Consider the following 25984-nt stretch of genomic DNA (forward strand, 5'->3'; position numbering starts at 1 on the left):
GCACACATGAAAAAAAATCTAATCATTATTACTTTTGCGCCTCTATTTCTTATGGCGTGTAGTAATCAGCAAGCATCTCAACTGGGAATGCGCAGCAGCAGTGTCAACGTATATGCCCAGCAAATGAGTAACACTCAACTATGTGAAACTCTCTACTACAACCGTGCAACTAACCAAACCAAAGTGGCGATTGGTGCTGAGTTCAATCGACGTGGATTAAACAAAAAGTGGTGTGATAAAGAATTCGATAAGTTGTACATTAAAAAGTGGATTGATAACGTGCTGCCTAAGGAAAAAGCCGAACCTAAGAAACCAATGGCAACTATTCAACCCGCTCCAACTAAATAACCCCCCCTCTTGAAGCAGACGGTACACTCGTATTTTCTGCTTTTCACTTTTCATGCATGCTCGATGCGACATATAAAAACCTCATAGTTTCAGTAAATTAACAAAGACTTATGTTGTCCATCGAACTTTTAATGTAAACAAGTTGTAAATGGTTTTCGTCCTTATTCTTTGTCGTTAGCTTTGTTTGTTCCTGTTAGCGGAATATGAAACAGGAACTAAAAAATTCCAAACAAAGACATGAGGTCAAAAATGGAAATACGCATTAATCGCCTATTTGCTGCTATGTTGGCAGTAGGCATTGCACCTGCCGTCTCGGCGTTTGATCCACTCTATTCTGAACAATGGCACTTAGACAACACGGGGCAAACTGCGTTTGCGGCTAATCCTGCTGTTGCTGGGAACGACTTAAACACTAAGCTCACTCAGGCAATGGGGATTGCAGGTGTTGGTGTGAAAGTTGCCGTTATTGATTCTGGAGTGCAGATCGATCACCCCGACCTTGCAGGTAATATAGTTACAGGTAGCAGAAACTTCGTCGAAGACTCTTCATTCCCACCAAGTTATCCGGTTGATACTAATGGTCATGGCACTGCTGTAGCCGGTTTGATTAGCGCCGTCGGCAACAACGGTGAAGGCGGACGCGGTGTCGCTTCTCTCTCTTCCCTCATCGGTTTTAACTGGTTAGCCAACCAGACATTAGAAGGCTGGTTAATCTCCCATGGCATGGACCCAGCAACACGTGATGTTCGCGTATTTAACCAAAGTTACGGTTTCAGCCCTATAAACCCGATTACTTTTGATGAAAGCGACCCTCAACTAAAACTTGAAATGGACGTGATGAAAAACGTCAGCGAGAGTAACGCCTGGGGTCGAGGTGCTGTATTTGTAAAGTCAGCAGGTAATGGTTACCGTTATTTCAATGCAGGGCGATTCTTCGTATTGCCAAGTAACTTCTTTGCTGGTGGAGACAATCAAGGCTTACCGATGCACAACTCTGCTCAGTCTTATGATAACGCCAATTACTTCAATTTAGTCACTAGTGCACTACGAGCGGATGGTACGCGAGCGAGTTACTCATCTGTGGGTTCGAACGTGTGGGTTGCAGCACCAGCAGGTGAATATGGGCAAGATTTCCCTGCTATGGTCACCACTGATTTAATGGGTTGTGAAGAAGGGCAAAATACCAGTGATGGCCTTGGCATTAATGGGTTACACGGCGGAACGGAGCTCGATCCGAACTGTAACTATACCAGTACGATGAACGGAACCTCATCGGCTGCGCCGAACACATCGGGTGCCATCGCGGCAATCATGTCAACCAACCACGCACTTTCTGCTCGTGATGTACGTGCTTTACTAGCGGAGACAGCAAAAGTAACGGATAAAGCGCATCCAGGCGTACAGCTTGAATTTACTAACCATAAAGGTGAACAGGTTAGCTACGAGGCAATTGCCCCTTGGCAAAAAAACGCAGCAGGCGTAGATTTCCATACTTTTTATGGCTTCGGCGCTGTAGATTTAGATGAAGCGATGCAACGTGCTCGCATGACGAATCGTGTTTTGCCAACTCAAGTCATTACGCCATGGGTTAATAACGCTACAGAAGTAAGTGTACCCGATGCAAGTCTAGTTGGTGGTTCTTCAAGTATCGCCATTGCCGATGAGCTGACAGTAGAATCCGTTCAAGTGACATTGACACTGGACCACGCTCGTCTGCCCGACTTAGCTATCGAGCTCATTTCGCCATCAGGGACTCGTTCCGTTTTGCAAACACCGCGCAATGGTCTTGTTGGTCAATCTCTTGATTCATCGATTACTGGCTACAAAGATCAATTAATGTTGTCTAACCAATTTTATGGCGAAGATGCAAAAGGCGAATGGACGTTGCGAGCAATAGATACGAACGGCGATGAAGTCTATTCTTACATTGCATATTTCAACTCTTCCACCATCTATGACGTTCCGATGGCAAACAACGCTCAGCCCGGTGTTATTAAGAACTGGTCGATGCGCATATTTGGACACTAAGGAGTCAATAACATGAAATACAAATCATTTTCTATGCTGGCTCTCGTTATCATGACGTCGAGTGTATACGCTGAGCAACAGCTCTCTCAACAGCCTGCACCAGAACTGTTTGTGCCATCAGAAGCGGTTGAGATTAATGGCCAAGATTATCGAAAAGTGCAAACTGGCACTATTAGAACCCTATCTGAAGACGTAAAACTTCAAGCGGGTGATGAGGTGTTTAAGAATGCGTTTAGTAACGTATCCAAAGCCACTGGACTGGTTTATATCACCGTAAACAATCCTAACGAAGCGAAAGCAGTCGCCAAAGAGTTAAAATTAGAAGTTATCTTCGCAGAGGGGGAATCAGCGGTGTTAAAAGCATCTCAAGATCAAGATCTGCTAAGTATTAGCGACTACCTAAACGCAGACAGCCGGGTAAAAGCGTCTAAAATTGAACTAAACAGCGGTAAATACCGTGCACAATAATTCTCTAACAAGAGAAGTTGGCCTGTAAAACCATGCCTCAGCGATTGCTGAGGCATTTTTATGGGTAGGAACAGATAGGCTATTATTCTTTAATAACATTTCGCATAACCAGTATGATACCTAAACACCCTACTCGCCTGCGCCTGTCATTTCTTAAACAAAATAATTTCCGTTCTTAGCTCTTCTTCCGTGGTTTCCTTCGGGCTATTCAGATAGCGTTCGATTCCTAAAGGACTGGTTTTGACTTTCATACCACTCTGACGAACCAAGTTCATCGCTAAAGCCCATGCATTTCCCAAAAACTGATATTCACCTCGGTGTTCAACGACAAATGTTTCACTCTCAGGAATGGTACCGGTAACCGCCCCTTGAGGCGCTGGTACTGAGTTATGAAGAGGAAAGCAAGTGATAAACTCGAATGTACCTTTCTGCATATCCATCGACTGGTAATAACAAAACAATTCACCATTCACGGATAGGGTTTCGTCACTAATTAACTGTTCTAGTTGCTGAACATGCTTCTCAATTACCGAACCTAATTCCTGCAAGCTAGCCACACCCTTGATCCCAATGTAATGAATTTGAGGCAACGTTCGGTTACCTATTTCGACTAAGTCTGAATGCACTCTTCCGGTTTCAAGCTTACTTTTGAGCATGCGTAACCCACGTTGATAATCCATCTCTATCATCGACTTAAACATACTTTTCAGAAAGAACAGATACCAAGGGACGCGAGATTGCATTTGCCATTCGACTAAACAGCCATTTTGTGACGGCGTCACGATTAGAGTCACCTTTCCATGGCTCTTGATTGGGCGAAAGAAATGTAGCTCCATATCTAATCGATGCTCTTGAGTACTTTCCAGTACAATCGCGCCAGTCCCAATACGCTGACCATTCCATTGATAACCAGCTCCAACGTGGCCCTGATTATCACTGAATGTCAGCTCGCAGCTTGGTTCAAGAATGATCCATGGTGACCAGCTGGGCCAGTTATTGAAGTTCTTGAGATAGCCAATAATTTCACTTTGATTCTTATTAATTTCAATACTTCGGCTGACCTGATAAGAGAGCATAACGGTTCCTCGAGTTTCCGCTTCACTAACTTCAGTCTAATTCAAATTCCAGTTTTTTCTTGTTTGACTACGGGTTAGATGCGTACGACAAGAAAAATCCAGAGCGTTAATTCTCACTTGAATCAATACGCGCAAAGCTAAGAGCAGAACTCCACTTTTGCACTAAATCGAACACCATCATCGTCCAGTACTAACGCCCACCCCATCCGTTCACATATTCGTTGTACGATAACAAGCCCACAACCATAACCAGCGTTGTACGTCTCGTTGCCATCGTGACGGTTTAGGATCTTAAGCGCATGACCTTTCAACTCAATTTCAATATCTCCCACACTATAGCTAAAGGCGTTTTTAATCAGATTGTTGATAACAATGGTCACAAAACTCTCTGGTGCCTTCACTACACCACTATGTTGTTCGTGCAAAGCGTAGTTCGAATCTTGCTTGGCAAATAAAGGAGCCAGCTCTTCCAGTTGTTTTTGTAAACAAGTAAGAAGCTGATGCTCTCCGTAATGTTGAGGCTCTATTTTCTCTTTACCAAGTAAGAGAAACGCTTCTGTCAGTACACGCATCTCGTCACAAGCTGACTGCATCCTCGTGATGGCTTTTTGCGCAACTCGAGGTTGATCAGGAAGACGCGTCAGAATGTCTGTTGAGCCTTTAATCACCATGATTGGCGTTCTCAACTCATGCGATGCAAAACGGCTAAATTCTTGTTCTCGTTTGAAATAGCCCGCGATATCGTTCTTATTATCCAGCAAAGTCTGCTCTATCTGGCGTGTTTCGCTGAACTTAGTTTCAACTTGGAAAGCGGGTTGATCCGGTGACATTTGGCTAATTTTGTCTTCAATTTGCGCTAATGGCCGAGACAATATTCGCACCATGTAAATGCCATACCCAACCATGACAAATGAAAACAAACCACCGAGCAGCAGCGTAAACTGATGCAGCGAGCTTTCGTATTCGTCCAAGTAATCATCTGAGTCATCTTGAAATACAATGTACATAAGCCCCTTCCCTGAGGGGTGGTTCAATACAACAAAGTGTTTGTCTTCTTCACCAAGCAGGTATTCGTAAAAACCAGGTGAAGTAAAAGAGAGCAACCAATCGGGTGTCGGTGCTTCACTCCAATATGAGTTGAATTCCAATACGTTTGGCAATGGCGCATCCCAGCCCTGTTTCTCGAAATTCTCACTATAAAGCGCAGCTTCAGTATCTAGCCAGTGATGTAAACTCAGCACTTCCAGTTTGTTTTCTGCCACATAAATCAGCGACCAAAAAAGAGTAAACATCACAAACGTCATGACCCCAAAACCCCAACGGATCTTGCGATAAATGCTTGGATATTCGTTATGCTTTAAGTCGGTAACCTTGTCCATGAATAGTCTCTAATCGTGATTCTTCAAAACCTTTGTCTAGCGCGGTTCTTAAACCGTAAATATGGCTACGAAGTGCATCACTTCCGGGTGGTTCGTCTCCCCACACACTATCGATCACTTCTGTGCGCGAGACCGCTGCTGGAGCACGTTGGAGGAGCAATTTTAAAATTTTAGTTTGAATTCGACTCAGCTTAATTTCTTTGTCTTTTCTCGTTACTTTTCCTGTCCGCGCATCTAAACAAATATCTGCAAATTTGAGCGTTCCGATATCTTGTCTTGGACCACGATTAGCCAAAGCATGAACACGCAAACTGAGCTCTTCCATCGCAAATGGCTTCATTAAATAATCATCTCCCCCCGCTTTAAAAGCCGCGATTTTGTCCTCTAGCGTATCTTTTGCCGTTAGGAAGAGAATTGGCGTTCCACATAACTTATCTTGTCGAAGCTTCTGTACCGTACTGATGCCATCGAGCTTCGGCATCATGATATCCATGATGATTACATCGTAATGATTTTCCTCGATTAACTTAATCGCAGCCTCTCCATGAAACGCACAATCGATAATCATGCCTTCTAGCTCAAGATAGTCTGCAATCGTCTCCGAGACGTTATGGTTGTCATCTACAATTAAAATTTTCATAAAATCACATTTCTTCACGATCTCTTCACGATATGCCCAATAAGATACAGGCAATTTCCTAAACTCGCTCGTAAATTGAGGTTAATACAATGAAAAAACTCGCTCTTATTTCTGTAGTAGGTTTGGCATTGTCTGGTTGTGGTGGTTCAGGTGGTGGCAGCAATAGCGATAGCACATCAACTCAACCAGCAGTGAAACCAAGTGTAGCGATTGGCTCTGTTGAAGCGGTCAACGCTGAAGAAAGCACGTTAACCGTCAATGGACATACGTATCGTGTGTCTGAGGTGGTTTATGACGACACACAAGTGCAACTGGCCGATGTAAAACCAAAAATGGTGGTTCGCGTGGGTTCAGATATTCGGCAAACTTCGGACAATGGCGTCCGAGTCATACTTGAACCAACCATTACTGGACGTGTGACAGCAATTGATCATGTGAAGAAAAAATTCACGGTAAACGGCGTAGAGCTGCAGTTTGACGATTTAAGTGATGATATAGAGGTCAACGACTGGGTGATGGTGTCATCATTGCCAACTGCTGATGCGGGTTATCGAGTGTTGTCTGTGGTCGAGCTCGACGTAGATAACGATTACCCAGCACTTGATAACGACTACGAACTGGAAGGCCGTATTACCAGTATCGATGCAAATGCTGGAACATTTAAGTTAGGTGGAAAAGTAACGGTGACATATAACAACGTTAACCAGCTTAGCATTGGTCAATGGATTGAAGCCGAAGGTGAAATGCAAAACGGTATCTTCATGGCACATGAGGTAGAAGTTGAAGGCTACGACGTCATAAGCAATGACAGCGATGTGGAAGGCATCGTCACTTGGGTTGCAAATGACTACAGTGAGTTCTCACTAAACTACCGAGGTGCATTCTTCATCGATAACGCAACACGATTTGAAGATGGCAGCAAAGCGAACCTAAAACAAGGCCAAGAAGTGGAAGTAACGTCTGTCATGAAAAATGGCAAACGCATCGCTACCGTTATTGAGTTTGAGCAACCAGACTTTGACGATAACAACCAATGGCAAGGTAAAGAATTTGAATGTGAAGGATACGTATCAAACTACGATGCTGAAGCAAGAACATTTGAAATCGAGCATTGTGAGAATGATGCTGATCAAGTACTAACTAACACCACCGTTGTGATTGATGCACAAACACGCTTCCAAGGCATTGAAGAACTTAACCTAAATGGTGCTCGTGTCGAAGTCGAAGGTGTGATCATTAACGAGCAAAATATTGCCCGTGAAGTGGAGTTAGACGTTTACGACAACTAATCCCTTCTACGCTTAAGAAAAAGTGTCACTTCGGTGGCACTTGTTCTTTTCACCTTACTTTGCTTCCCAAGCTCAAACCAACAAATTCTCAGTCAAAGCCTTTTCTCTCCGTTACACTTTACCTATGTTTCACAACATTGGTGACGAATATGAAAAAACGCAACCTCATTTTGTTAATCTTGTTTTTTGGTTCAGCCACGAGCTTAGCTAGCGTTATGGATCCTGACTGCGATGCAGAAAAGGCAGCTAAAGCCGCTGCGACAAAAGCCGTGGTTGGTGTTGGTGGTCGCTGTACGCCTAAAGAGGCACTGAAAGATACCGCAGTTGATGCAGGAAAAGACAAATTGCCAGATGAAGGGGTGGCGGGTAAAGCTGTTGATGCAATGACACCGGAAAAAGAGAAGAAAACGGTGAAAGATGTAACCAAAAAGCTCAATAAAGATTGATACGCTTTCTTGTAGTTAACTTTAATAGCGAAACTCCCCCCTCTGACCCGTCCTGATATGGGTTGACACTTTTTAACTAAAACGCTCGATGTACTTCATCGGGCGTTTTGTATTTTAAAGCCGTATGAGGCCTCATTTGATTATAGATATCTACGGACTCTGCTACCATCGTCCTTGCTTCTTTCAGATCTTTCGGTTTCTTCAGCAAGAGCTCCATTTTGAGTATCCCATTTACACGCTCAGCTAAAGCATTCTGATAACAGTCATACCCGTCAGTCATTGAGCAAGTCACTCTATGTTTCTTATGGATATCTTGATATTCCCTCGAACAGTATTGTGAGCCTCTATCTGAGTGGTGTATTAGCTTTTCTTCACTCTGCCGTTGCCTGAGAGCTGAGATAAATGCCCGCTTAACTGATTGAGTTTTCATGTTGTCATCCACATAAAAACCAACAATCTTCCTTGAATAAGCGTCTGTAACCAAGCTGAGATAACTCTCTCCATTTTGAGTTGGCAAGTAAGTAATATCAGCAACCCACAGTTGTTCTGGCTTCGTTGGTGTCAGCCCATCTTTCACTTTGTTTGGGTGACAGAAAAATCGATGACGGCTGTCAGTCGTTCGGTGATAGGCTCGTCTTGCTCTCACTAACAGCCGATGCTTTCTGAGAAGTTCAAAGAGCTTATCGCGACCTATTTGAATGCCCTTTGTTGCTGCTAAGAACTTCAGTTTACGCGTGCCAATGCGTGGCTGCTTCAGCCTGACTTCACGGACAAAGCCAATGACAGCATGCTCATGATGTTCACAACGAGATTGAGTTTGGCATTGCTTATAATAAGCTTGGCGAGAGATTTGTACTAACTGACAAAACTTCGTAACGCTCAAACCTACTATGGTTTTCTCTTGGACAACGCTTCTTTGTGCTTTTTTGTCACTCTAACACCATAGTCACGTTCCATAACGTTCACGACAGCTTCAAAGAAGTCGGCTTTGAGTTGAGCATCTTCGAGCTGCTTCTCAAGCTCTTTAATACGTTGCTCTGGTGTAGGAGGTAAATTGAACTCGGCCATAGAGTCTCCTTTGGACATAAAGTTAGGTGTCCCTTTAGACCAATCTAGTCGACCATGCTTACGAAGCCAAACCAAAACCGTAGAGCAACCTTGGATGCCATACTTCTCTTGGGCTTGTTTGTAAGTGAGGCTTCCTTTTTCAACCTCATCAACTACAGTGAGTTTAAAAGCGAGGGAGTAATCGCGCTGAGTTCTTTTAGTTGTTGATTTCATAACACTCTCCAATTTTTTTGGGGGGAAAGTGTCAACCTTATTTAGGACGGCACACTCCCAAAAAAAAGAGCGCCGATTGACGCTCTTTCCGAACTCTAATAGATAACCAATTATGCGGTTTCTGCTTCACCTATCCAATGATAATGGTGGTTGGCTTTTTTCCCCACTAAACCGAGCTCTGCCAATTCTTCAAATACCTTGTCTACCTCTTCCGCAGACAGCCTAAACTGTTTAGCAACGGCTTTTTTGGTGCACGTAATTTGATGCGTTTTAAGTGCATCACTAACTTGCTCTAACAAGGTTTTCGGTTCCTTTGGTTCTTCTGGCTCCGGCGCAGCTGGTATTTCTTGCTCTTCTTCCTCTTTTATATGAGGAAGATAACCCGCAGGCGCTGGGTCTATATCGCGAACTGTTTTCAATATCATGCCCTCATTTCTGCGATAGAAATATCGGAACCGTTGCTCTTCACCAATCAAGCCAACAAAAAATGCAGCAAAGAAGTCCAAAAGAATCGAAAGAAATACAACCAAGCCAAGCTGAGCTTGCTGAGAGGTGGTACCAAATGCGTTGGCTAGGCTATCAATCAAACCAATCACTGAGCCTTGCGTAACCGGCGGTAAACTATCACGCTCCATAGCCAAGCGTTGCTGCTCTTCACGTAAGGCTTTGTTTTGATCCTGAATGCGAGTTACACCAGTCGCGATACGCTCCATCTCGATGTATTTCTGCGCTGCCATATTGTTGAGCTCAATCTGCTTATCGATTGCCGCAATCTGACGATTAAACGCTTCCACTTTCGCCTGCTCTACCGAAATATGACTTTGTGCACTATTGGTTGCACTATTAATCCCACCAATACTACCGCCAATGGAAATCGCAGCTAAGACTAAATAAAACACGAGAGCGGTTGCGGCTCCTGTGTAGTTGCGATGGGCTCGGCGCTCACCGTATTCATACCAAGCGTAAAATTTACCCGCTTCAAAAATGATCGCTAAACCACCAAATAAGGTTTGCATCATCGGGTTTTCGTCGATCGACAAAAACAGCAATAGAGAAAAAATAGTCGATGCTAAAATCGCAGCACCGGTGAATGCATATACACTCACCATGGCAAATCGACCTTTAGGGTATCGATATCCAATCTGTTGTTCGTATTTCATTTGAGAAATTTCTTAAGATTAATCGCCCCTCCGACTAAGTAGGACGGACGTTTCTGGCATGTACAAAGGAGCGCAGAATACCGTATCCTTTATTAAATTACTGTCATAATTCCGTTAATGGAAAACAAGTGAAGATTCGGTGTGCATTTTGAATCGATATCAGCCAAATCTAGCACGTAAAAACACCACCACGACACCCACTAACCGAAGCTTCAGTGGCATATAAGAGAGATTAATTCGGTATCTTCAAAAGCGACTAGGCAAGACTGACAAGTTGAATTGGAGGTTGTGAATGTCAGCCGAATCAAAACATTAAAGCGTTAAAAATAGGCAATAAAACAAATAATGCACACTTGCATCACCTTTTAGTAAACTGATAATTACATTGTTTGGTTAATTTGTTAGTATCCCGCGCCGAAGAAGATAAGCACTCAATTGTATGGAAAACACTCTAATACAGCACAAACACCATCGCTTGCACGCTATTGCGGTTATTATCGCGGTGTTGTTTCAGTTGTATTTAGCGTCCACAGCCGCTCTTAACCCTACACAAGTTCACAGCACAACTTGGCTCAACAAAGTCCAAAGTGAAAAGGTTTTACTGTGTACCGCAGATGGTTTCAAATGGGTGGATATCAATACGTTGATTGAGGCTAACGCTCAATCTTCTTCTAAGCTCATCCAAGATCTTAACTTACACGACGGCTTTCAGTTTGAATGTCCGCTTCTTCAAGCTGTTCAATTCTTTCTTCTGGTTGCGATTGGGCTTTACCTGACAACCATCCATTGGCTGCGCCGAGTAAAGTATGCACTGACGACTTATCACTTTTCAAAATGCGATAAGCTCGTTTACAAACACATCGCGCCTAAGCACTCTCCGCCGAGTGTTTTTCCTGCCTAACAGGCATCTAATCATTGACAACTTTATTCAAAAATAACGATGACTCTGTTTGTTGTCCATTCAGAGAAGCTATTAATTCAAAAGGAAAAACACATGCTTAAATCATTAAAAACCGCCGCTATCGCGCTTATTGCTGTCATCGCTAGCCCACTGAGTTTAGCGCACGATTATGAAGCAGGAAAAATTCATATCGACCATCCATGGAGCCGCGAAGCGCCACCAAACGCACCTGTTATCGGTGGTTTTTTTCAATTAACCAACCACGGTGACAGTGAAGATGCATTGATCGCAGCAGAAAGCCCAATCGCAGGGCATGTCGAAATTCACACGCATAAGAAAGAAGATGGTGTGATGAAAATGATTAAGATTGACGAAGTGCGCGTTCCAGCCAATGACTCAGTGTTGTTTAAGCCAGGCAGCTTCCATTTAATGATTTTTAACCCAACACAAACTCTTAAAGAAGGCGACCGCTTCCCTATGACGTTAACATTCAAAAACGCGGGTAAAGTGGAAGTAGAAATGGCGGTTGAAAAACAAGGTCACATGGAAAAACACATGCACCATTAATGACGTAAACAAAAGTGCCCGCTGATTTAGCGGGCATTTTTATCTCAGCTTAGTCAAAATCATTATTCCGGTAGATCCTAACTCGACTCTTCAGAATAATGGTGATGAATAACGCTCGGCGAAACGGGGTCACATATCATAACAGCGTGCTCGGGCAAGAGATTCTAAATCACGCTCGTCCCTCACTATTCAGAATGACCTTGAAAGACTTAAGATCCTAAAAAGGTTCCCTACCCGCTTAAAACTCAACCTCTCGACAAAGTTCTCCAACCATCACTTGGCAAGCCTAAATGAAATCATAAGTTTGGCAACAAAGACCCACTGTTAATCGGCTTTCTTTCTACTTGCAACAAACCTCGGCCCAACGAGCTAAGCCCGCAGCTATAAGCTCAATTGTTTATATATCCCGATTATCCTGACTAGATACAAATCATGCACGACCGTAAAAGTCGATATATGCCACTGGATGAGTCAGCATCTAAAGAAAGTACGTGATCGACTTCTCATTGTTGGTGTTTCTCTGTTTATTAAAACCATTTGTATTACAATAATACTCTATGTTAAATAAAAATCCTTTCCAACTCTACAACATGAGAGAACACCATTATGTCTACTAAAATTGCATTTATTTCTGGTGCTACTGGCGGTATCGGCTTCCAAGTAGCAAAGCGTCTTGGTCAGGATGGATACACGGTCATTCTAAACGGCATTGAAGATGAAAAAGGTTCGGAGTGTGTCTCCAAACTACATAACGCAGGAATTGAGGCTGAATACTACGGTTTTGACGTTACAGATGAACATGCCGTCGATGAAAACATCAATGCTATTGGTGAAAAATACGGCAAAATCGATGTTGTCGTTAATAACGCAGGTGGTCTTGGTGGTCGTAGTCCTATTGAAGGTATGGAAACTGATTTTTTCCGTAAAGTCATGGCTTTAAACCTCGATAGTGCATTCTTCGTATCACGCGCAGCGATTCCATTTCTAAGAAAGTCTGATAATGCATCAATTATCAACTTCACTTCAAACGCTGCTTGGAATGCAGGTGGTCCAGGTGCAGGTATTTACGGTACATCAAAAGCCGCCGTTCATACATTAACTCGCGCTTTAGCTAAAGAGTTAGCTCCGGCTGGAATTCGTGTCAATGCAGTATCTCCTGGCACTATCGATACACCATTCCATGCTCAAATCAAAGCAACCAAGCCTGAAGTATTTGCTTCTTGGGCAGACAGTATTATGCTTGGACGCCTAGGCCAGCCAGAGGAAGTCGCCTCTGCTATCTCTTTTCTGGTAAGTAAAGATGCATCATTCATTACCGCAGAAACACTGCAAATTGGTGGTGGTCAAGCTTTAGGCATTTAGTACCAATAAGTCTTTTTACCTATCAGTAAGTACGCTTTAGTACTGATTTGATAACGGCCGCAGTATGTTTGTACTGCGGCTTATCCTTATACCACCTCGCCTTTCACCCCATCTGGAACGTTTCACCCATTTTTGGTATAGACAGTATTCCTCTAGCTGAAACAAAATCACTTGTATTACAATAAATCTTATTTTTACGTTATTTAAGCCTCCTAAAGGCTTTGTTCACGATAAAATGGAAGCGTGATGAATCCGCTTTTCTTATATACACTGATGAATAAAACCCCCACAAACCTTACTTACATCTCACTTTTAGAAAAAATCCATCCCAAGCCCGCTATGCTCATAATTTTCAATTGCAAAAGCCACAATAGTCATTATGATTACTAACAAGCAATATAATCATACAATAGTATTTTTGGAGTTAAAATGACTAAACCTATCATTGGTTTCATCGGCCTAGGCTTGATGGGCGGAAACATGGTTGAAAACCTACAGAAACGTGGTTACGAAGTTGCTGTAATGGACCTCAATAAAGATGCTGTTGACGCAGTACTAGCTCGTGGAAACGCTTCTGAAGCTTCTTCAGGTAAAGAGCTAGCAGAGAAAAGTGATATCGTGATGCTGTGCCTAACAACATCTGAAGTTGTCGAAAAAGTTGTTTACGGAGACACTGGTGTTCTAGCTGGCATGTCAGAAGGTAAAACACTCATCGACTTCGGTACATCTATTCCAGCTTCAACGAAGAAGATTGGCGCTGACCTTGCTAAGAAAGGGGCTGGTATGATTGATGCGCCTCTAGGTCGTACACCTGCCCACGCAAAAGATGGTTTACTGAACATCATGGCCGCAGGCGACGTCGAAACATTCAATAAGGTTAAGCCAGTGCTGGACGATCAAGGTGAAAACGTATTCCACCTTGGTGCGCTAGGTTCTGGTCATGTGACTAAGCTAGTAAACAACTTCATGGGTATGACAACAGTAGCGACCATGTCTCAGGCATTTGCGGTTGCTAAACGTGCTGGCGTTGATGGTCAACAACTATTCGACATCATGTCTGCTGGTCCATCAAACTCACCATTCATGCAGTTCTGTAAGTTCTACGCTGTAGATGGCGAAGAGAAGCTTGGTTTCTCTATTGCAAACGCAAACAAAGACCTTGGTTACTTCTTAGAGATGGTAAAAGACCTAGGCACTGAGTCTCTTATCGCAGAAGGGACTTCTAAGAGTCTACAAGCTGCAGTGGACCAAGGTCTTGGTCAAAACGACGTACCAGTGATCTTTGATTACTTCGCAGAGCTAGAAGCTTAGTCACACTCAGTTGTAACTAAAAGCCCAGCTACCAATGTAGCTGGGCTTTTTTTGTTTTTCCCCAGACGCTCATCACTCCTTGATACCCTAGCCACTCCTTTAAAGTTTTGCAGGGCAGCCTCTTCCAATTCTCTTATATATTTTCCACTCACACTTCAAAACCTCTCTCCTATTTCTGGCGTACGCCTCATTAAAGCTACGTCTGATTTAATGCTTTTTCTTTGCTAAGAAGGCACACATATTTATTTAAATAGACAAAGCATCAGGTTTGGGGTGTAAAGTGTAAACACGGCGTGCAAAGAAAGTTAGATTGCTTTTTCGCTTTAGGCTGACGACTCTAATGTGAATATAGTCGCACCTTATTGGGAGTTCCCCAATACAACGAATAACAACAAACGATGCGCCACGCTTTCTCAGTCAGCTTGATCAAAAAATCCCACGGCTTTAACACCGCGGGATTTTTCATTGAGAGTCTTTAACTTTGGTTAGCTTTTCGCGTTAGCTAACTTTGGGCTTTTAGGCCCTCGGGCTGCGTTCACCAATAGAACACCCACCGAGAGAACAATCGCACCACACAAGATAAACAGTAGTCGACCAGATGGTTCATTTGGAATTAGAGCCATAGCTAGGATACCGAAGCCCGCTACGCTGATAAGCTTACCAAGCATGCCGCGCTGTTTTGTATCTAGGTTCTGCTGCTCTTCGCTGTCAGCCACAAGTGGCGTATTCCAGTTCTCGAACAATTGGTCCACTTCTTTCTCACGTTCAAGTGATAGACCTTTGTAGAAGCGCGTTGTCAGCAAGAAGAAACCACCGGTGAAGATAACGTGTGCCGCTAAGCTCAAGCCAACTTTTAGGTCTGCCCACTCACGTCCTGTAAACGCTTGCTCTAGACCGAATAGGCGCTCTACATCTTCTGCTTGTAGTGAGATACCGAAGATGTAAGAAACAAAGCCACCAACAACCAGTGTTGCCCAACCAGCCCAATCCGGCGTCTTACGAATCCACATACCAAGTAGTACAGGAATCAGCATTGGGAAACCAATTAATGCACCGACGTTCAGTACGATATCGAACAGGCTCAAGTGACGTAGTGAGTTAATGAATAGACCGATACCAATGATGATGAAGCCCATCACGATAGTCGTTGCTTTACTCACGATAACCAGTTCTTTTTGCGACGCTTGTGGACGCACAATCGGGCTGTAGAAGTTCATCACAAAGATGCCCGCGTTACGGTTAAGACCAGAGTCCATTGAAGACATGGTCGCCGCAAACATTGCTGACATCAGAAGACCCACCATACCTGCTGGCATTACGTTTTGTACGAATGCTAGGTAAGCTGCATCACCACCTACTGAGCCGTATTGCTCTGCGAAATCAGGCATAAATGCCGCAACGTACCAAGGTGGTAGGAACCAGATGATAGGACCAACAATCATCAGCACACATGCAAGACCTGCAGCTTTACGTGCGTTTTCACTGTCTTTTGCACATAAGTAGCGGTAAGCGTTGATGCTGTTGTTCATGACACCGAACTGTTTAACAAAGATGAACACAACCCAAAGGATAAAGATACTGAAGTAGTTCAGGTTGTTACCCAGCATGAAGTCGCCGTGGAAGTTCGACACGATGTTGCCAATACCGCCACCATGGAAGTATGCCGCCACCGCACAAGTGATCGTCACTGCCATGATAACCAGCATCTGCATAAAGTCAGATGCAACAACTGCCCAAGAGCCACCCGTTACCGCCATTAGCATTAGCACTAAACCCGTAACGATGATGGTCGCTTCCATAGGAATGTTGAAGACCGCTGCCACGAAAATCGCAAGACCATTCAACCAAATACCGGCTGAGATCAAGCTGTCTGGCATACCAGCCCAAGTGAAGAACTGCTCTGAAGTCTTACCAAAACGTTGACGAATTGCTTCAATCGCCGTCACTACACGTAACTGACGGAACTTTGGAGCAAAGTAGAGATAGTTCATGAAGTAGCCAAATGCGTTGGCTAAGAATAGGATTACAACAACGAAACCGTCATTGAACGCGCGTCCTGCGGCACCTGTAAACGTCCATGCTGAAAATTGCGTCATGAAGGCGGTAGCACCTACCATCCACCATAACATCTTACCGCCCCCTCGGAAGTAGTCACTGGTTGAGGTAGTGAACTTACGGAACATCCAACCAATTGCAACTAAGAAGAAGAAGTAGGCAAGAACAACAAGAGTATCAATAGTCATTTTTTCAGCCTTTCAAGTTTGATCATTTTCTAACGTCTAGACTACTCTTCTCATAACCCCATTTGTACTACAATAGGCTTTAATTGTGATCTAAAGCATAAGTTATTCAACGAAAAAAACACGTCAAATCCCTTACTTTCTTAGACCAATGGCTTTCTAGGAGATAATTGCCACTCAGAACACCTCAACATATTGTAATACAAATTGTCTAATTGAAATTTATTAGAGTATGGAATATTTTTCTTCTTCGCGCTTTGTCTGAAGATCAAAAATGCGCGGCATTTCTTTGAAGGAAACGTAATGAGATGTTTCGAAAAAATTGGATAGAAAGTAGGATTTATATGAATGCGATTCTTAACTCTCGCCTCTTTCAAACTTTCAAACACAAAAAAGCGAGCACTGATGCTCGCTTTTCATTCTTTCGCTAGTTTTATCGGGGTGTTACGACACTTATGCTACGTGAGCTACTGCGTCGCGAACCAGTGTCCCTAGTTCATCCCACTTACCTTCATCGATAAGTTTTGTTGGCACCATCCAAGTGCCGCCACATGCCAGTACTGAAGGGATAGACAGGTACTCGTCTACGTTACCTAGGCTCACGCCACCTGTTGGCATGAATTTCACTGGGTAAACCGCCGTTAGTGCTTTAAGCATACCAACGCCGCCAGATGGCTCAGCAGGGAAGAACTTAAGTGTACGCAGACCCATTTCCATCGCTTGCTCAACTAGGCTTGGGTTGTTTACGCCAGGTACGATAGCCACGCCTTTGTCTAGGCAGTATTGAACCGTGCGAGGGTTAAAGCCAGGGCTTACGATAAAGTCCACACCAGCTTCGATCGCTTGGTCAACTTGCTCGTTAGTTAGGATCGTACCTGCACCGATCAGCATTTCTGGGAACTCAGCGCGCATAGCACGAATCGCTTCTGCAGCACACTCTGTGCGGAACGTGATTTCTGCGCAAGGCATACCGTTTTCAACCAACGTGCGGCCTAGAGGGATCGCATCTTCTGCTTTGTTGATGGCAATAACAGGAATTACTTTTAGGTTTGCTAATTGTTCGTTTAATGTCGTCATAAGAGTGTACTCGTCGTCGTTAACTTGAGTTCAATAAATCACTGCGGAGCGCCGATTACTCAACGCTCCGCAAAAGAATTACAAAGGAAGATCTGGCATCACTTCACGTGGAATGATGGCACCTTTATGTTGAATTACCGCGCCAGCCATACAGTGGCCAGAGTAAGCCGATTCCGCTGCATTGCCGCCAGTCAAGCGCTTCGCCAAGAAGCCCGCACTGAAAGAATCACCAGCCGCTGTTGTATCAATCACGTTGTCGACTTTGTTTGACGCCACGTATTGCGCTTCGCCATTCGCCACAACCAAGCAATCTTTGCTACCACGTTTGATGATGATTTCATCCACGCCCAGTGCAGAGGTTCTCTCGATGCACTGTTCTAGATGCTCGTCACCGTAAAGCATTTGCTCATCTTCAAATGTGAGCAGTGCGATATCTGTGTGCTTAAGGATCTTAAGGTACCAAGACATGGCATTCTCGCGGCTTTCCCACAATTTAGGACGGTAGTTGTTATCGAAAATAACCTTACCACCTTGTGCCTTGAAGCGCTCAAGGAAGCCAAACAGTTGTGTCTTACCTTCTTCAGTAAGGATCGCTAATGTAATACCGCTCAAGTAAACCGCATCGTACGAGTAAAGTTTGTCAACTAATAGCGGAGACTCGTTTTGTTCGAATAGGAACTTAGCGGCCGCTTCGTTACGCCAGTAGTGGAAGTAACGCTCGCCAGTTTCATCGGTTTCGATGTAGTAGATACCTGGTTGCTTTTCTTTAACGGAAAGAACCAGACTAGTATCGATGCCCTCTTCTTGCCATGCTGATAGCATTTCTTGGCTAAAAGGATCGTTACCCAGAGCCGTTACATAGCTGGTTTTGATATCGTGAGCTTTGGTCAAACGAGATAAATACAGTGCGGTATTCAACGTATCACCACCGAATGACTGCTTTAGCTGACCTTCCTTTTTCTGTAGCTCAACCATACATTCGCCAATGACCGCGATGTTTAATGATTTCATGTTGTCACCTTAGCAACTGAGGTTGCGCTATAGATTATTTTAAGAAGTCTTCACGAGCTGGGTTGAAGATGTCTAGAAGAATGCTGTCTTGCTCTAGTGCAACCGCACCGTGCATCATGTGCTTACGAGCAAAGTATGCATCGCCTTCTTTAAGTACTTTCTTCTCGCCTTCGATTTCTGCTTCAAAGCTGCCACGTACCACGTAACCGATTTGATCGTGAATTTCGTGAGTATGCGGAGCGCCAATCGCGCCTTTGTCGAAACATAGGTGAACCGCCATTAGGTCATCTGTGTAAGCAACAATTTTACGTTTGATACCGCCGCCTAGCTCTTCCCACGGGTTCTCATCTAATACAAAGAAAGAATTCATCGTCATACTCCTAAAAAGTCTCTATTAAAGCGAACCCTACGGCACTTCATTCTTAACCATGCTTTATTAAAAGGTCCTCTTAAAAAAGCGTCGTATTGATAAAAGTGAAACGCGAAGCGAAAGGGTCTGCTGTCGAATTGGTAACGAGCATATCCGATCTTCTTTAATTGTCATACAATATATCTAAAAATATGTGATATTCATCAAACGGTGCTCGTTAAAGCATTCCACTTAACGATTGATAACGCCGAAACATCAGTCACAACAAGGATTATCACAACAATACAAATCAATGGGTTAGCTAAATTCGCGTGATTTCACTCTCCCTTTTTGCCACAAAAACTACACCCAAACTTAATATTGTATTACTTTATAGAAAGTTTAAGAAAACAACACACTTCATCTGAGGGTGGTAAAGAAATGACTACACAACCGATTTTGTTGACTGAAGCAGAAGTCGAACTACTAAGAAAGGAAGTCGGAAAGCCGAGCTTAATGGGCAAATCCATTGAAGCGAATCGCAAGGAACTTGAAGCCTTCATGCGTCTGCCTCTAGACGTACCAGGTCACGGCGAAGCGGGTGGCTACGAGCACAACCGCCACAAACAAAACTATACCTACATGAACTTAGCGGGTCGTTTGTTCTTGATCACTCAAGAAGAAAAGTACGCGCAGTTCGTTAAAGATCTTCTCGCTATTTACGCAGAGAAGTACCTCACTTTTGATTTCCACGTACAGAAAAACACTAACCCAACAGGTCGTCTTTTCCACCAGATCCTTAATGAACACTGTTGGTTAATGTTTACTAGCCTTGCTTACTCTTGCGTGGCATCAGTGATGACAGAAGAAGAGCGCACAGCCGTTGTTGAGCGCATTTTCGAACCAATGCTAGACATGTTCACAGTGAAATACGCGCACGATTTCGACCGTATTCACAACCACGGCATCTGGGCAGTTGCGGCTGTTGGTATTTGTGGTCTAGCTATTGGCAAACCTGAATATCTAGAGATGTCGGTATACGGTCAAGACCGTGATGATACTGGCGGCTTCCTAGCGCAAATCTCGCAACTGTTCGCCCCTTCTGGTTACTACATGGAAGGTCCGTACTACCATCGTTATGCGATTCGTCCAACTTGTGTATTTGCAGAAGTAGTACACCGTCACATGCCTGAAGTAGACATCTACAACCACAAAGACAAAGTGATTGGCAACACAGTACAAGCGATGCTGGCAACGGCTTACCCGAATGGTGAGTTCCCTGCCCTAAACGACGCATCTCGTACCATGAGCATTACCGACATGGGTGTTCAAGTTGCAGTGAGCGTTTACAGCAAACACTACGGTATGGATGACAACATCCTAGGCATGGCGAAGATTCAAAACGCCGTTTGGATGCACCCTTGTGGTCTTGAGCTTTCTCAAGCCTACTATAAAGCCATCGCAGACCGTGAAATCGGTATGCCTTTCTGGCCAAGTGTGGAACTAAACGAAGGTCCAACTGGTAACAACGGAGCACAAGGCTTTATCCGCATGCAGGATAAAACCGGTGATGTGTCACAGCTTGTGATGAACTACGGTCAACACGGCATGGGACATGGTAACTTCGATACGCTTGGCATTACCTTCTTCAACCGTGGTCAAGAAGTGCTGCGTGAATACGGCTTCTGTCGCTGGGTAAACGTTGAGCCTAAATTCGGCGGGCGTTACCTAGACGAAAACAAATCGTACGCACGTCAAACTATCGCGCACAACGCGGTAACGATTGATGAGCAATGTCAGAATGGTTTCGATGTAGAGCGCGCTGATTCGGTACACGGTTTGCCTCACTTCTTCAAAGTAGAAGGCACTGAAATCAATGGTATGAGCGCGTTTGCGAACGACCATTACCCAAATACAGACATGCAGCGCAGTGTGTTCATGCTTAGCCTAGATGAGCTTGAAGCACCGCTACTGCTAGACCTTTACCGCATCGAAGGTGAAGGCGAACATCAGTACGACTACTCTCATCAATACGATGGTCAAATCGTACGTACTAACTTTGATTACCAAAGCTTTGGTGAACTGAGCACGCTTGGCGATGACTTCGGTTACCAACACCTTTGGAAAGTAGCAAGCGGCAAAGTGCAAGATACGGCGCTGGTTAGCTGGCTACAAAACAACACCTACTACACTTGGTTAGGCACAAGCAGCAGCGCGAAACAGAACGGCGATAATGAAGTGATCTTCACTCGCACTGGCGCCAATGACCCAAGCTTTAACCTACGTAGCGAGCCAGCATTCATTCTGCGCAGCAAGGGCGAATCGACACTATTTGCTTCTGTGCTAGAAACACACGGCTACTTCAACGAAGAGTTTGAGCAATCGGTGAATGCACGTGGTCAGGTGAAAGATATCCGCGTCGTGGGTTACAACGCCGTTGGCAGCATCGTAGAAATCACGACTGAAAAATCACTGGTTACTGTGATGATCAGCAATGTGCTAGGCGCTGACGACCAAACCCCACACCAAGTAGAATTGAACGGTAAAACCTACAGCTGGAATGGCTTCTACTCTCTAGAAGTGAACGCATTCGGGCAGGAGAAATAATAATGAGCTACCAAACCCAGTCTTACCAACCGCTATTAATGAACTTTGAAGAAGCGGCAGAACTAAGCAAAGCACTTGGCACGGATAGCCTATTAGGAAATGCACTAGCACGTGACATCAAACAAACTGACGCTTACATGGCCGAGGTCGGCATTGAAGTTCCAGGTCACGGCGAAGGCGGCGGTTACGAGCACAACCGCCACAAGCAAAACTACATCCACATTGATCTAGCGGGTCGCCTATTCCTTATCACTGGCGAACAGAAATACCGCGATTACATCGTGGACATGCTAACGGCTTACGCGAAGGTTTACCCGACGCTAGAAAGCAACACCAGCCGTGACTCTAACCCTCCGGGTAAGATCTTCCACCAAACTCTGAACGAGAACATGTGGATGCTATACGCCTCTTGTGCGTACAGCTGCATTTACCACACATTGGAAGAAGAGCAAAAAACACTGATTGAAAACGATCTGTTCAAACAAATGATTGAGCTGTTCGTAGTCACTTACGGTCACGACTTTGACATCGTACACAACCACGGTCTGTGGGCTGTAGCAGCAGTCGGTATATGTGGTTACGCAATTAACGATCAAGATGCAGTAGACAAAGCGCTTTACGGCTTGAAACTGGACAAAGTGAGCGGCGGCTTCCTAGCTCAGCTAGACCAACTGTTCTCACCAGATGGCTACTACATGGAAGGTCCTTACTACCACCGTTTCTCGCTGCGTCCAATCTACCTATTCGCAGAAGCGATTGAACGTCGTCAGCCTGAGCTTGGTATTTACGAGTTCAACGACTCGGTCATCAAGACCACGTCTTACGCGGTATTTAAGACGGCATTCCCAGATGGTACTTTGCCGGCATTGAACGATTCATCGAAGACGATTTCGATTAACGATGAAGGCGTAATCATGGCAACGTCAGTATGCTTCCACCGTTACGAGCAGTCTGAAACGCTACTTGGCATGGCAGACCACCAACAAGACGTTTGGGTTCATATCTCAGGCAAAACATTGTCTGATGCGGTTGCAGCCGCAGATAACATCAAACCATTCAACTGGGGTAGCCCATTCGTTACTGACGGCCCTGAAGGCGAAAAAGGTGGCGTAAGCATTCTTCGTCACCGTGATGAACAAGACGACGACACCATGGCGCTTATCTGGTTTGGTCAACACGGCAGCGATCACCAATACCACTCAGCGCTAGACCACGGTCACTACGATGGTCTGCACCTGAGCGTATTTAACCGCGGTCATGAAGTGCTGCACGATTACGGCTTTGGTCGCTGGGTAAACGTTGAGCCTAAATTTGGCGGTCGTTACATCCCAGAGAACAAGTCTTACTGTAAGCAGACGGTCGCTCACAACACAGTAACGGTTGACCAAAAGACACAAAACAACTTCGACACAGCGCTAGCAGAAACCAAGTTCGGTTCTAAGCACTTCTTCAAAGCTGATGACGAAAAACTGCAAGGCATGAGCGGTCGCATCTCTGGTTACTACAATGGCGTAGACATGCAACGCAGCATTATTCTTGCTGAATTGCCAGAATTCGAAAAACCACTTGTGATTGATGTTTACCGCATCGAAGCAGATCAAGAGCACCAATACGACCTGCCAGTGCACTACTCTGGTCAAATCATCCGTACGGATTTTGAATACGATGTAGAAAGCACGCTGCGCCCAATGGGTGAAGACAACGGCTACCAACATCTATGGAATGTAGGTTCAGGCCAAGTTCAAGGCAGCTCGCTTGTTAGTTGGTTGCACGACAACAGCTACTACTCGCTAATCACAAGCGCAACAAACGGCGGCAAAGTGTTCTTCACTCGCACAGGCGCAAATGATCCAGACTTCAACTTGAAGAGCGAACCAGCACTGATCTTACGTCAATCTGGTCAGAACCACGTGTTTGCTTCTGTTCTAGAGACACACGGTTACTTCAACGAGTCTATCGAAGCATCGGTTGGCGCTCGTGGTCTAGTAGAGTCAGTAACCGTCGTTGGCAACAACGAAGTGGGTACCGTGATTCGTCTGCAAACTACCACAGGCAACGCTTACCACTTCGCTATCTGCAATCTAGATGAAGACAAGCAGAACGCCGCACATCGCGTTGAGTTCGACGGTGTGACTTACACTTGGGAAGGCGCATTCGCACAAATTTAATCTTTAGCTAGTCACTAAAAATTAATGTAAAAATCGGGAACTAATTCAAAGCCGGACGTCATGTTCGGCTTTTTTTGATTGTTTACATGACTCTACATGAGCTTATCAATTAGCGTTTAATCATAGTAAAACCGTTAATAACTCTTAGGAAAAACAGACATAACTTAACCTTACGCCTTATCAAAGACACCACTTATAGATATAGAACTCTTCTGAGATTTAATTAACACTTTTACTATTTAACTTATGACTAAACTACTCCCCAATAACACTAAAATGATATTGTATTACAAATATTAAATGGTGTAAGAGACGTACTACTGTGTTTATAAAATCAACTAAATTGCTTCTAATAAGCTTCTCTGGGCTTGGATTAATAGGGTGTGGAGGAAATACCTCCCCTACAAGCCAAGATGATAAACCAAATATTCCACACCAAGAGCATGTAGCACCATACTCAATAGCAAAATTTCAAAACATATTGAGTAATTCAGATTTACAAGTATCAGATCCCAATGGGGAGGAGGGAAACAAAAACAGTGACGTCAAAAATGGAGCATTCTCGGATTATAAGAGTGACCACTTTTACGCAGAAAAGGATTCCAATTACCTTGTCTTTAAAATGTCGAACTACAAAATGCGCTCAGAAGTTCGTGAGCGAGAAAACTTTAACATTTCAGAACAAGGCGTCTTTAGAACTTTGTATGCAGATGTTCGATTACCAGAGATTAACCTTGCAATGGCTAGCTCCCCTGCAAACCACGATGAAGTCACTTTCCTGCAAATTCATAACAAAGGCACAGATACTTCTGGTATAGGTGCTATCCCACACCCTTTGTTACGGATCGTTTGGGAACAAGAGCGAAACAGTATCACTGGTCATTACTGGGCGGTAGTAAAGAACAATGCCATAGATTGCAGTCTACCTTCTAGCGCATCAGATTGTTATGCAACATCATATGATCGTTATGATTTAGGAAAAGCCGATCTCAACGCATTCACGCGATTCGAAGTAAAAATCGGAGAAAACACATTAACCATTAAAGAGAACGATGAGCAAAAGGTAAATGTAGATGTATCCTACTGGCAGCACCTCCTGAGCTACTTTAAAGCCGGAGTTTACAACCAGTTTGAAAACGGTGAAGCAAAGGTACAATTTAAGCAGCTAGGACTAACCAAAACTGACCATACTGATTCAATAGCCTGGAATATTGACGATTGGAAATTAACCATTCCTGCAAGCAAAAATGATTGGTATGGTTTTGGCGGTGACAGCGCGGCTGAATTAGAGCCTGAGCGTTGTAATTCAAGTAAAGATCCTCTGTCTAACGAAGAGAGCGTTTACCAACGCGAGATTGATTTATCATACTTCAATGTTATTGACGGTAGCATGCATTTCCGTGCCGATATGGGTTACGGCACGTCAACGGCCAACTCCAGTTACATCCGTTCAGAGTTGCGAGAGCTCTACATCAGTACTAACTCCCCGGATTGCAGCACCAGCGATGAAGAGACAAGTTGGTATATTGAAGATAGTCGTACCGGTGCAACTTCGCATACGCTAAACGCAACACTAAGAATCAACGAATACCCTAAAATCGACGGTCAATTACCAAAAGTCGTGGTAGGCCAGATACATGGTTGGAAAATCAGCCAAGCACTCGTGAAGCTACTTTGGGAAGGTGACAATAAGCCAGTCCGAGTTATTCTGAACGATAACTACAAACTTGATAACAACAAAGACTGTACTGATTGCAACGCATTCAGTGTTAAGCTTGGTACCTACGCGGTAAACGAAGACTGGCAATATACGATCCGTGCCGATAAGGAAGGACTGTTTTTAGCCACCTACGATGCAGATGGCAGTAATATGGCCTCGCACACACTGAAGTGGGGAGAAGCATACTCAGACACCGCTAACAACAAGTCCTATACTCTTACTGAAAGATGGGCGTCGCCTGATATTGCGTTTTACTTCAAAGCCGGAATTTACCCTCAGTTTAAACCTGATAATGCATATCGAGGAGAAATCTTTGATGTGAGCTTTAGTGCTTTGAGCACTCTTCATCAATAGTCATTTCAATCTCTTAGCAATAGGCTTGCTACTTTGCTCTAAAGCAACGAACAAAGCTCATACTGCCGCCACGGGAAATTTTTAGAACACCACAATTCAACTCGCTTCACGCATAGTGTTTCCTTCTACGATAATTATATAAATCAACCTCCACTTAGGCAGCTTAAAAACAGCTTCTATAGTTTCATGAGATATTTATCTA

The 25984-nt window shown here is 44.2% G+C and carries 21 protein-coding genes; 12 read left to right on the plus strand and 9 right to left on the minus strand.

The window, feature by feature from the left end; all coding sequences use genetic code 11:
* Positions 1–6 precede the first annotated feature (6 nt).
* The 3 genes from N646_RS21895 (at position 7) to N646_RS21905 (ending at position 2844) form a co-directional block, all read left to right on the plus strand.
* Entirely contained in the window at positions 7–348 is a 342-nt protein-coding gene (locus tag N646_RS21895; protein ID WP_017820239.1) for a hypothetical protein, read from the plus strand.
* 249 nt (positions 349–597) lie between these two features.
* On the plus strand, positions 598–2376 hold the full coding sequence (locus tag N646_RS21900; RefSeq protein ID WP_017820240.1) for a S8 family peptidase: 1779 nt from the start codon (positions 598–600) through the stop codon (positions 2374–2376).
* 12 nt (positions 2377–2388) lie between these two features.
* On the plus strand, positions 2389–2844 hold the full coding sequence (locus tag N646_RS21905) for a hypothetical protein (protein WP_005375850.1): 456 nt from the start codon (positions 2389–2391) through the stop codon (positions 2842–2844).
* Between the two features lie 146 nt (positions 2845–2990).
* Here N646_RS21905 and N646_RS21910 read toward each other — a convergent pair whose 3' ends face one another.
* The 3 genes from N646_RS21910 to N646_RS21920 form a co-directional block, all read right to left on the minus strand.
* Positions 2991–3920 carry an SRPBCC family protein gene (locus tag N646_RS21910; protein ID WP_017820241.1) on the minus strand — a complete coding sequence of 310 codons (930 nt, stop codon included), beginning with the start codon at positions 3918–3920 and terminating at the stop codon, positions 2991–2993.
* A gap of 137 nt (positions 3921–4057) precedes the next feature.
* Positions 4058–5299, minus strand: a complete 1242-nt coding sequence (locus tag N646_RS21915) for a sensor histidine kinase (protein ID WP_017634216.1) — start codon at positions 5297–5299, stop codon at positions 4058–4060.
* Entirely contained in the window at positions 5271–5939 is a 669-nt protein-coding gene (locus tag N646_RS21920) for a response regulator transcription factor (protein ID WP_017820242.1), read from the minus strand. Before N646_RS21920 ends, N646_RS21915 begins: the two co-directional genes overlap by 29 nt.
* A gap of 89 nt (positions 5940–6028) precedes the next feature.
* On the opposite strand from N646_RS21920, the gene N646_RS21925 reads away from it, so the two are divergent.
* Together N646_RS21925 and N646_RS21930 are read left to right on the plus strand one after the other, a co-directional pair.
* A complete protein-coding gene (locus tag N646_RS21925; protein WP_017820243.1) occupies positions 6029–7228 on the plus strand; it encodes a DUF5666 domain-containing protein in 1200 nt (399 codons plus the stop codon).
* Between the two features lie 149 nt (positions 7229–7377).
* Positions 7378–7674, plus strand: a complete 297-nt coding sequence (locus N646_RS21930; protein ID WP_005375845.1) for a hypothetical protein — start codon at positions 7378–7380, stop codon at positions 7672–7674.
* 76 nt (positions 7675–7750) lie between these two features.
* On the opposite strand, the gene N646_RS21935 is transcribed toward N646_RS21930, so the two are convergent.
* Both N646_RS21935 and N646_RS21945 read right to left on the minus strand, forming a co-directional pair.
* Positions 7751–8955 (minus strand): IS3 family transposase gene (locus N646_RS21935; RefSeq protein ID WP_102949714.1). Its coding sequence is split into 2 segments (ribosomal slippage): positions 7751–8604 and positions 8604–8955, totalling 1206 coding nucleotides; the frame shifts between segments, so codons are not numbered across the junction.
* 110 nt (positions 8956–9065) lie between these two features.
* Positions 9066–10115: a hypothetical protein gene (locus N646_RS21945; protein WP_017821230.1), complete on the minus strand. Its 1050-nt coding sequence runs from the start codon at positions 10113–10115 to the stop codon at positions 9066–9068.
* Positions 10116–10554: 439 nt separating this feature from the next.
* On the opposite strand from N646_RS21945, the gene N646_RS21950 reads away from it, so the two are divergent.
* From N646_RS21950 to N646_RS21965, 4 genes are all read left to right on the plus strand, one after another.
* Entirely contained in the window at positions 10555–11016 is a 462-nt protein-coding gene (locus N646_RS21950) for a hypothetical protein (protein WP_005388493.1), read from the plus strand.
* Positions 11017–11109: 93 nt separating this feature from the next.
* Positions 11110–11583, plus strand: a complete 474-nt coding sequence (locus N646_RS21955; protein ID WP_005375841.1) for a copper chaperone PCu(A)C — start codon at positions 11110–11112, stop codon at positions 11581–11583.
* A gap of 606 nt (positions 11584–12189) precedes the next feature.
* Positions 12190–12945 (plus strand): SDR family NAD(P)-dependent oxidoreductase, encoded by a 756-nt coding sequence (locus N646_RS21960; RefSeq protein WP_017821229.1) that lies wholly within the window; start codon positions 12190–12192, stop codon positions 12943–12945.
* A gap of 414 nt (positions 12946–13359) precedes the next feature.
* Positions 13360–14256, plus strand: a complete 897-nt coding sequence (locus N646_RS21965; protein WP_373921478.1) for an NAD(P)-dependent oxidoreductase — start codon at positions 13360–13362, stop codon at positions 14254–14256.
* A gap of 485 nt (positions 14257–14741) precedes the next feature.
* Here the strand turns inward: N646_RS21965 and N646_RS21970 are convergent, their stop codons facing one another.
* The 4 genes from N646_RS21970 to N646_RS21985 form a co-directional block, all read right to left on the minus strand.
* A complete protein-coding gene (locus N646_RS21970; RefSeq protein ID WP_017821226.1) occupies positions 14742–16499 on the minus strand; it encodes a sodium:solute symporter family transporter in 1758 nt (585 codons plus the stop codon).
* A gap of 450 nt (positions 16500–16949) precedes the next feature.
* Positions 16950–17573, minus strand: a complete 624-nt coding sequence (locus N646_RS21975) for a bifunctional 4-hydroxy-2-oxoglutarate aldolase/2-dehydro-3-deoxy-phosphogluconate aldolase (RefSeq protein ID WP_005388506.1) — start codon at positions 17571–17573, stop codon at positions 16950–16952.
* Between the two features lie 78 nt (positions 17574–17651).
* Positions 17652–18584, minus strand: coding sequence for a 2-dehydro-3-deoxygluconokinase (kdgK, locus tag N646_RS21980; RefSeq protein WP_017821225.1), 933 nt, complete (start codon positions 18582–18584; stop codon positions 17652–17654).
* Between the two features lie 34 nt (positions 18585–18618).
* Positions 18619–18954: a cupin domain-containing protein gene (locus tag N646_RS21985; RefSeq protein WP_005450851.1), complete on the minus strand. Its 336-nt coding sequence runs from the start codon at positions 18952–18954 to the stop codon at positions 18619–18621.
* 420 nt (positions 18955–19374) lie between these two features.
* Between N646_RS21985 and N646_RS21990 the strand changes: the two genes are divergently transcribed.
* The 3 genes from N646_RS21990 to N646_RS22000 all read left to right on the plus strand — a co-directional run bounded on the left by N646_RS21990 (position 19375) and on the right by N646_RS22000 (position 25782).
* Positions 19375–21540: a heparinase II/III domain-containing protein gene (locus tag N646_RS21990; protein WP_017821224.1), complete on the plus strand. Its 2166-nt coding sequence runs from the start codon at positions 19375–19377 to the stop codon at positions 21538–21540.
* A gap of 2 nt (positions 21541–21542) precedes the next feature.
* Positions 21543–23708, plus strand: a complete 2166-nt coding sequence (locus N646_RS21995) for a heparinase II/III domain-containing protein (protein ID WP_017821223.1) — start codon at positions 21543–21545, stop codon at positions 23706–23708.
* Between the two features lie 322 nt (positions 23709–24030).
* Entirely contained in the window at positions 24031–25782 is a 1752-nt protein-coding gene (locus N646_RS22000) for a polysaccharide lyase family 7 protein (protein ID WP_021707800.1), read from the plus strand.
* The last annotated feature ends 202 nt before the right edge of the window (positions 25783–25984 follow it).

This window comes from Vibrio alginolyticus NBRC 15630 = ATCC 17749, from assembly GCF_000354175.2.
Classification (GTDB): domain Bacteria; phylum Pseudomonadota; class Gammaproteobacteria; order Enterobacterales; family Vibrionaceae; genus Vibrio; species Vibrio alginolyticus.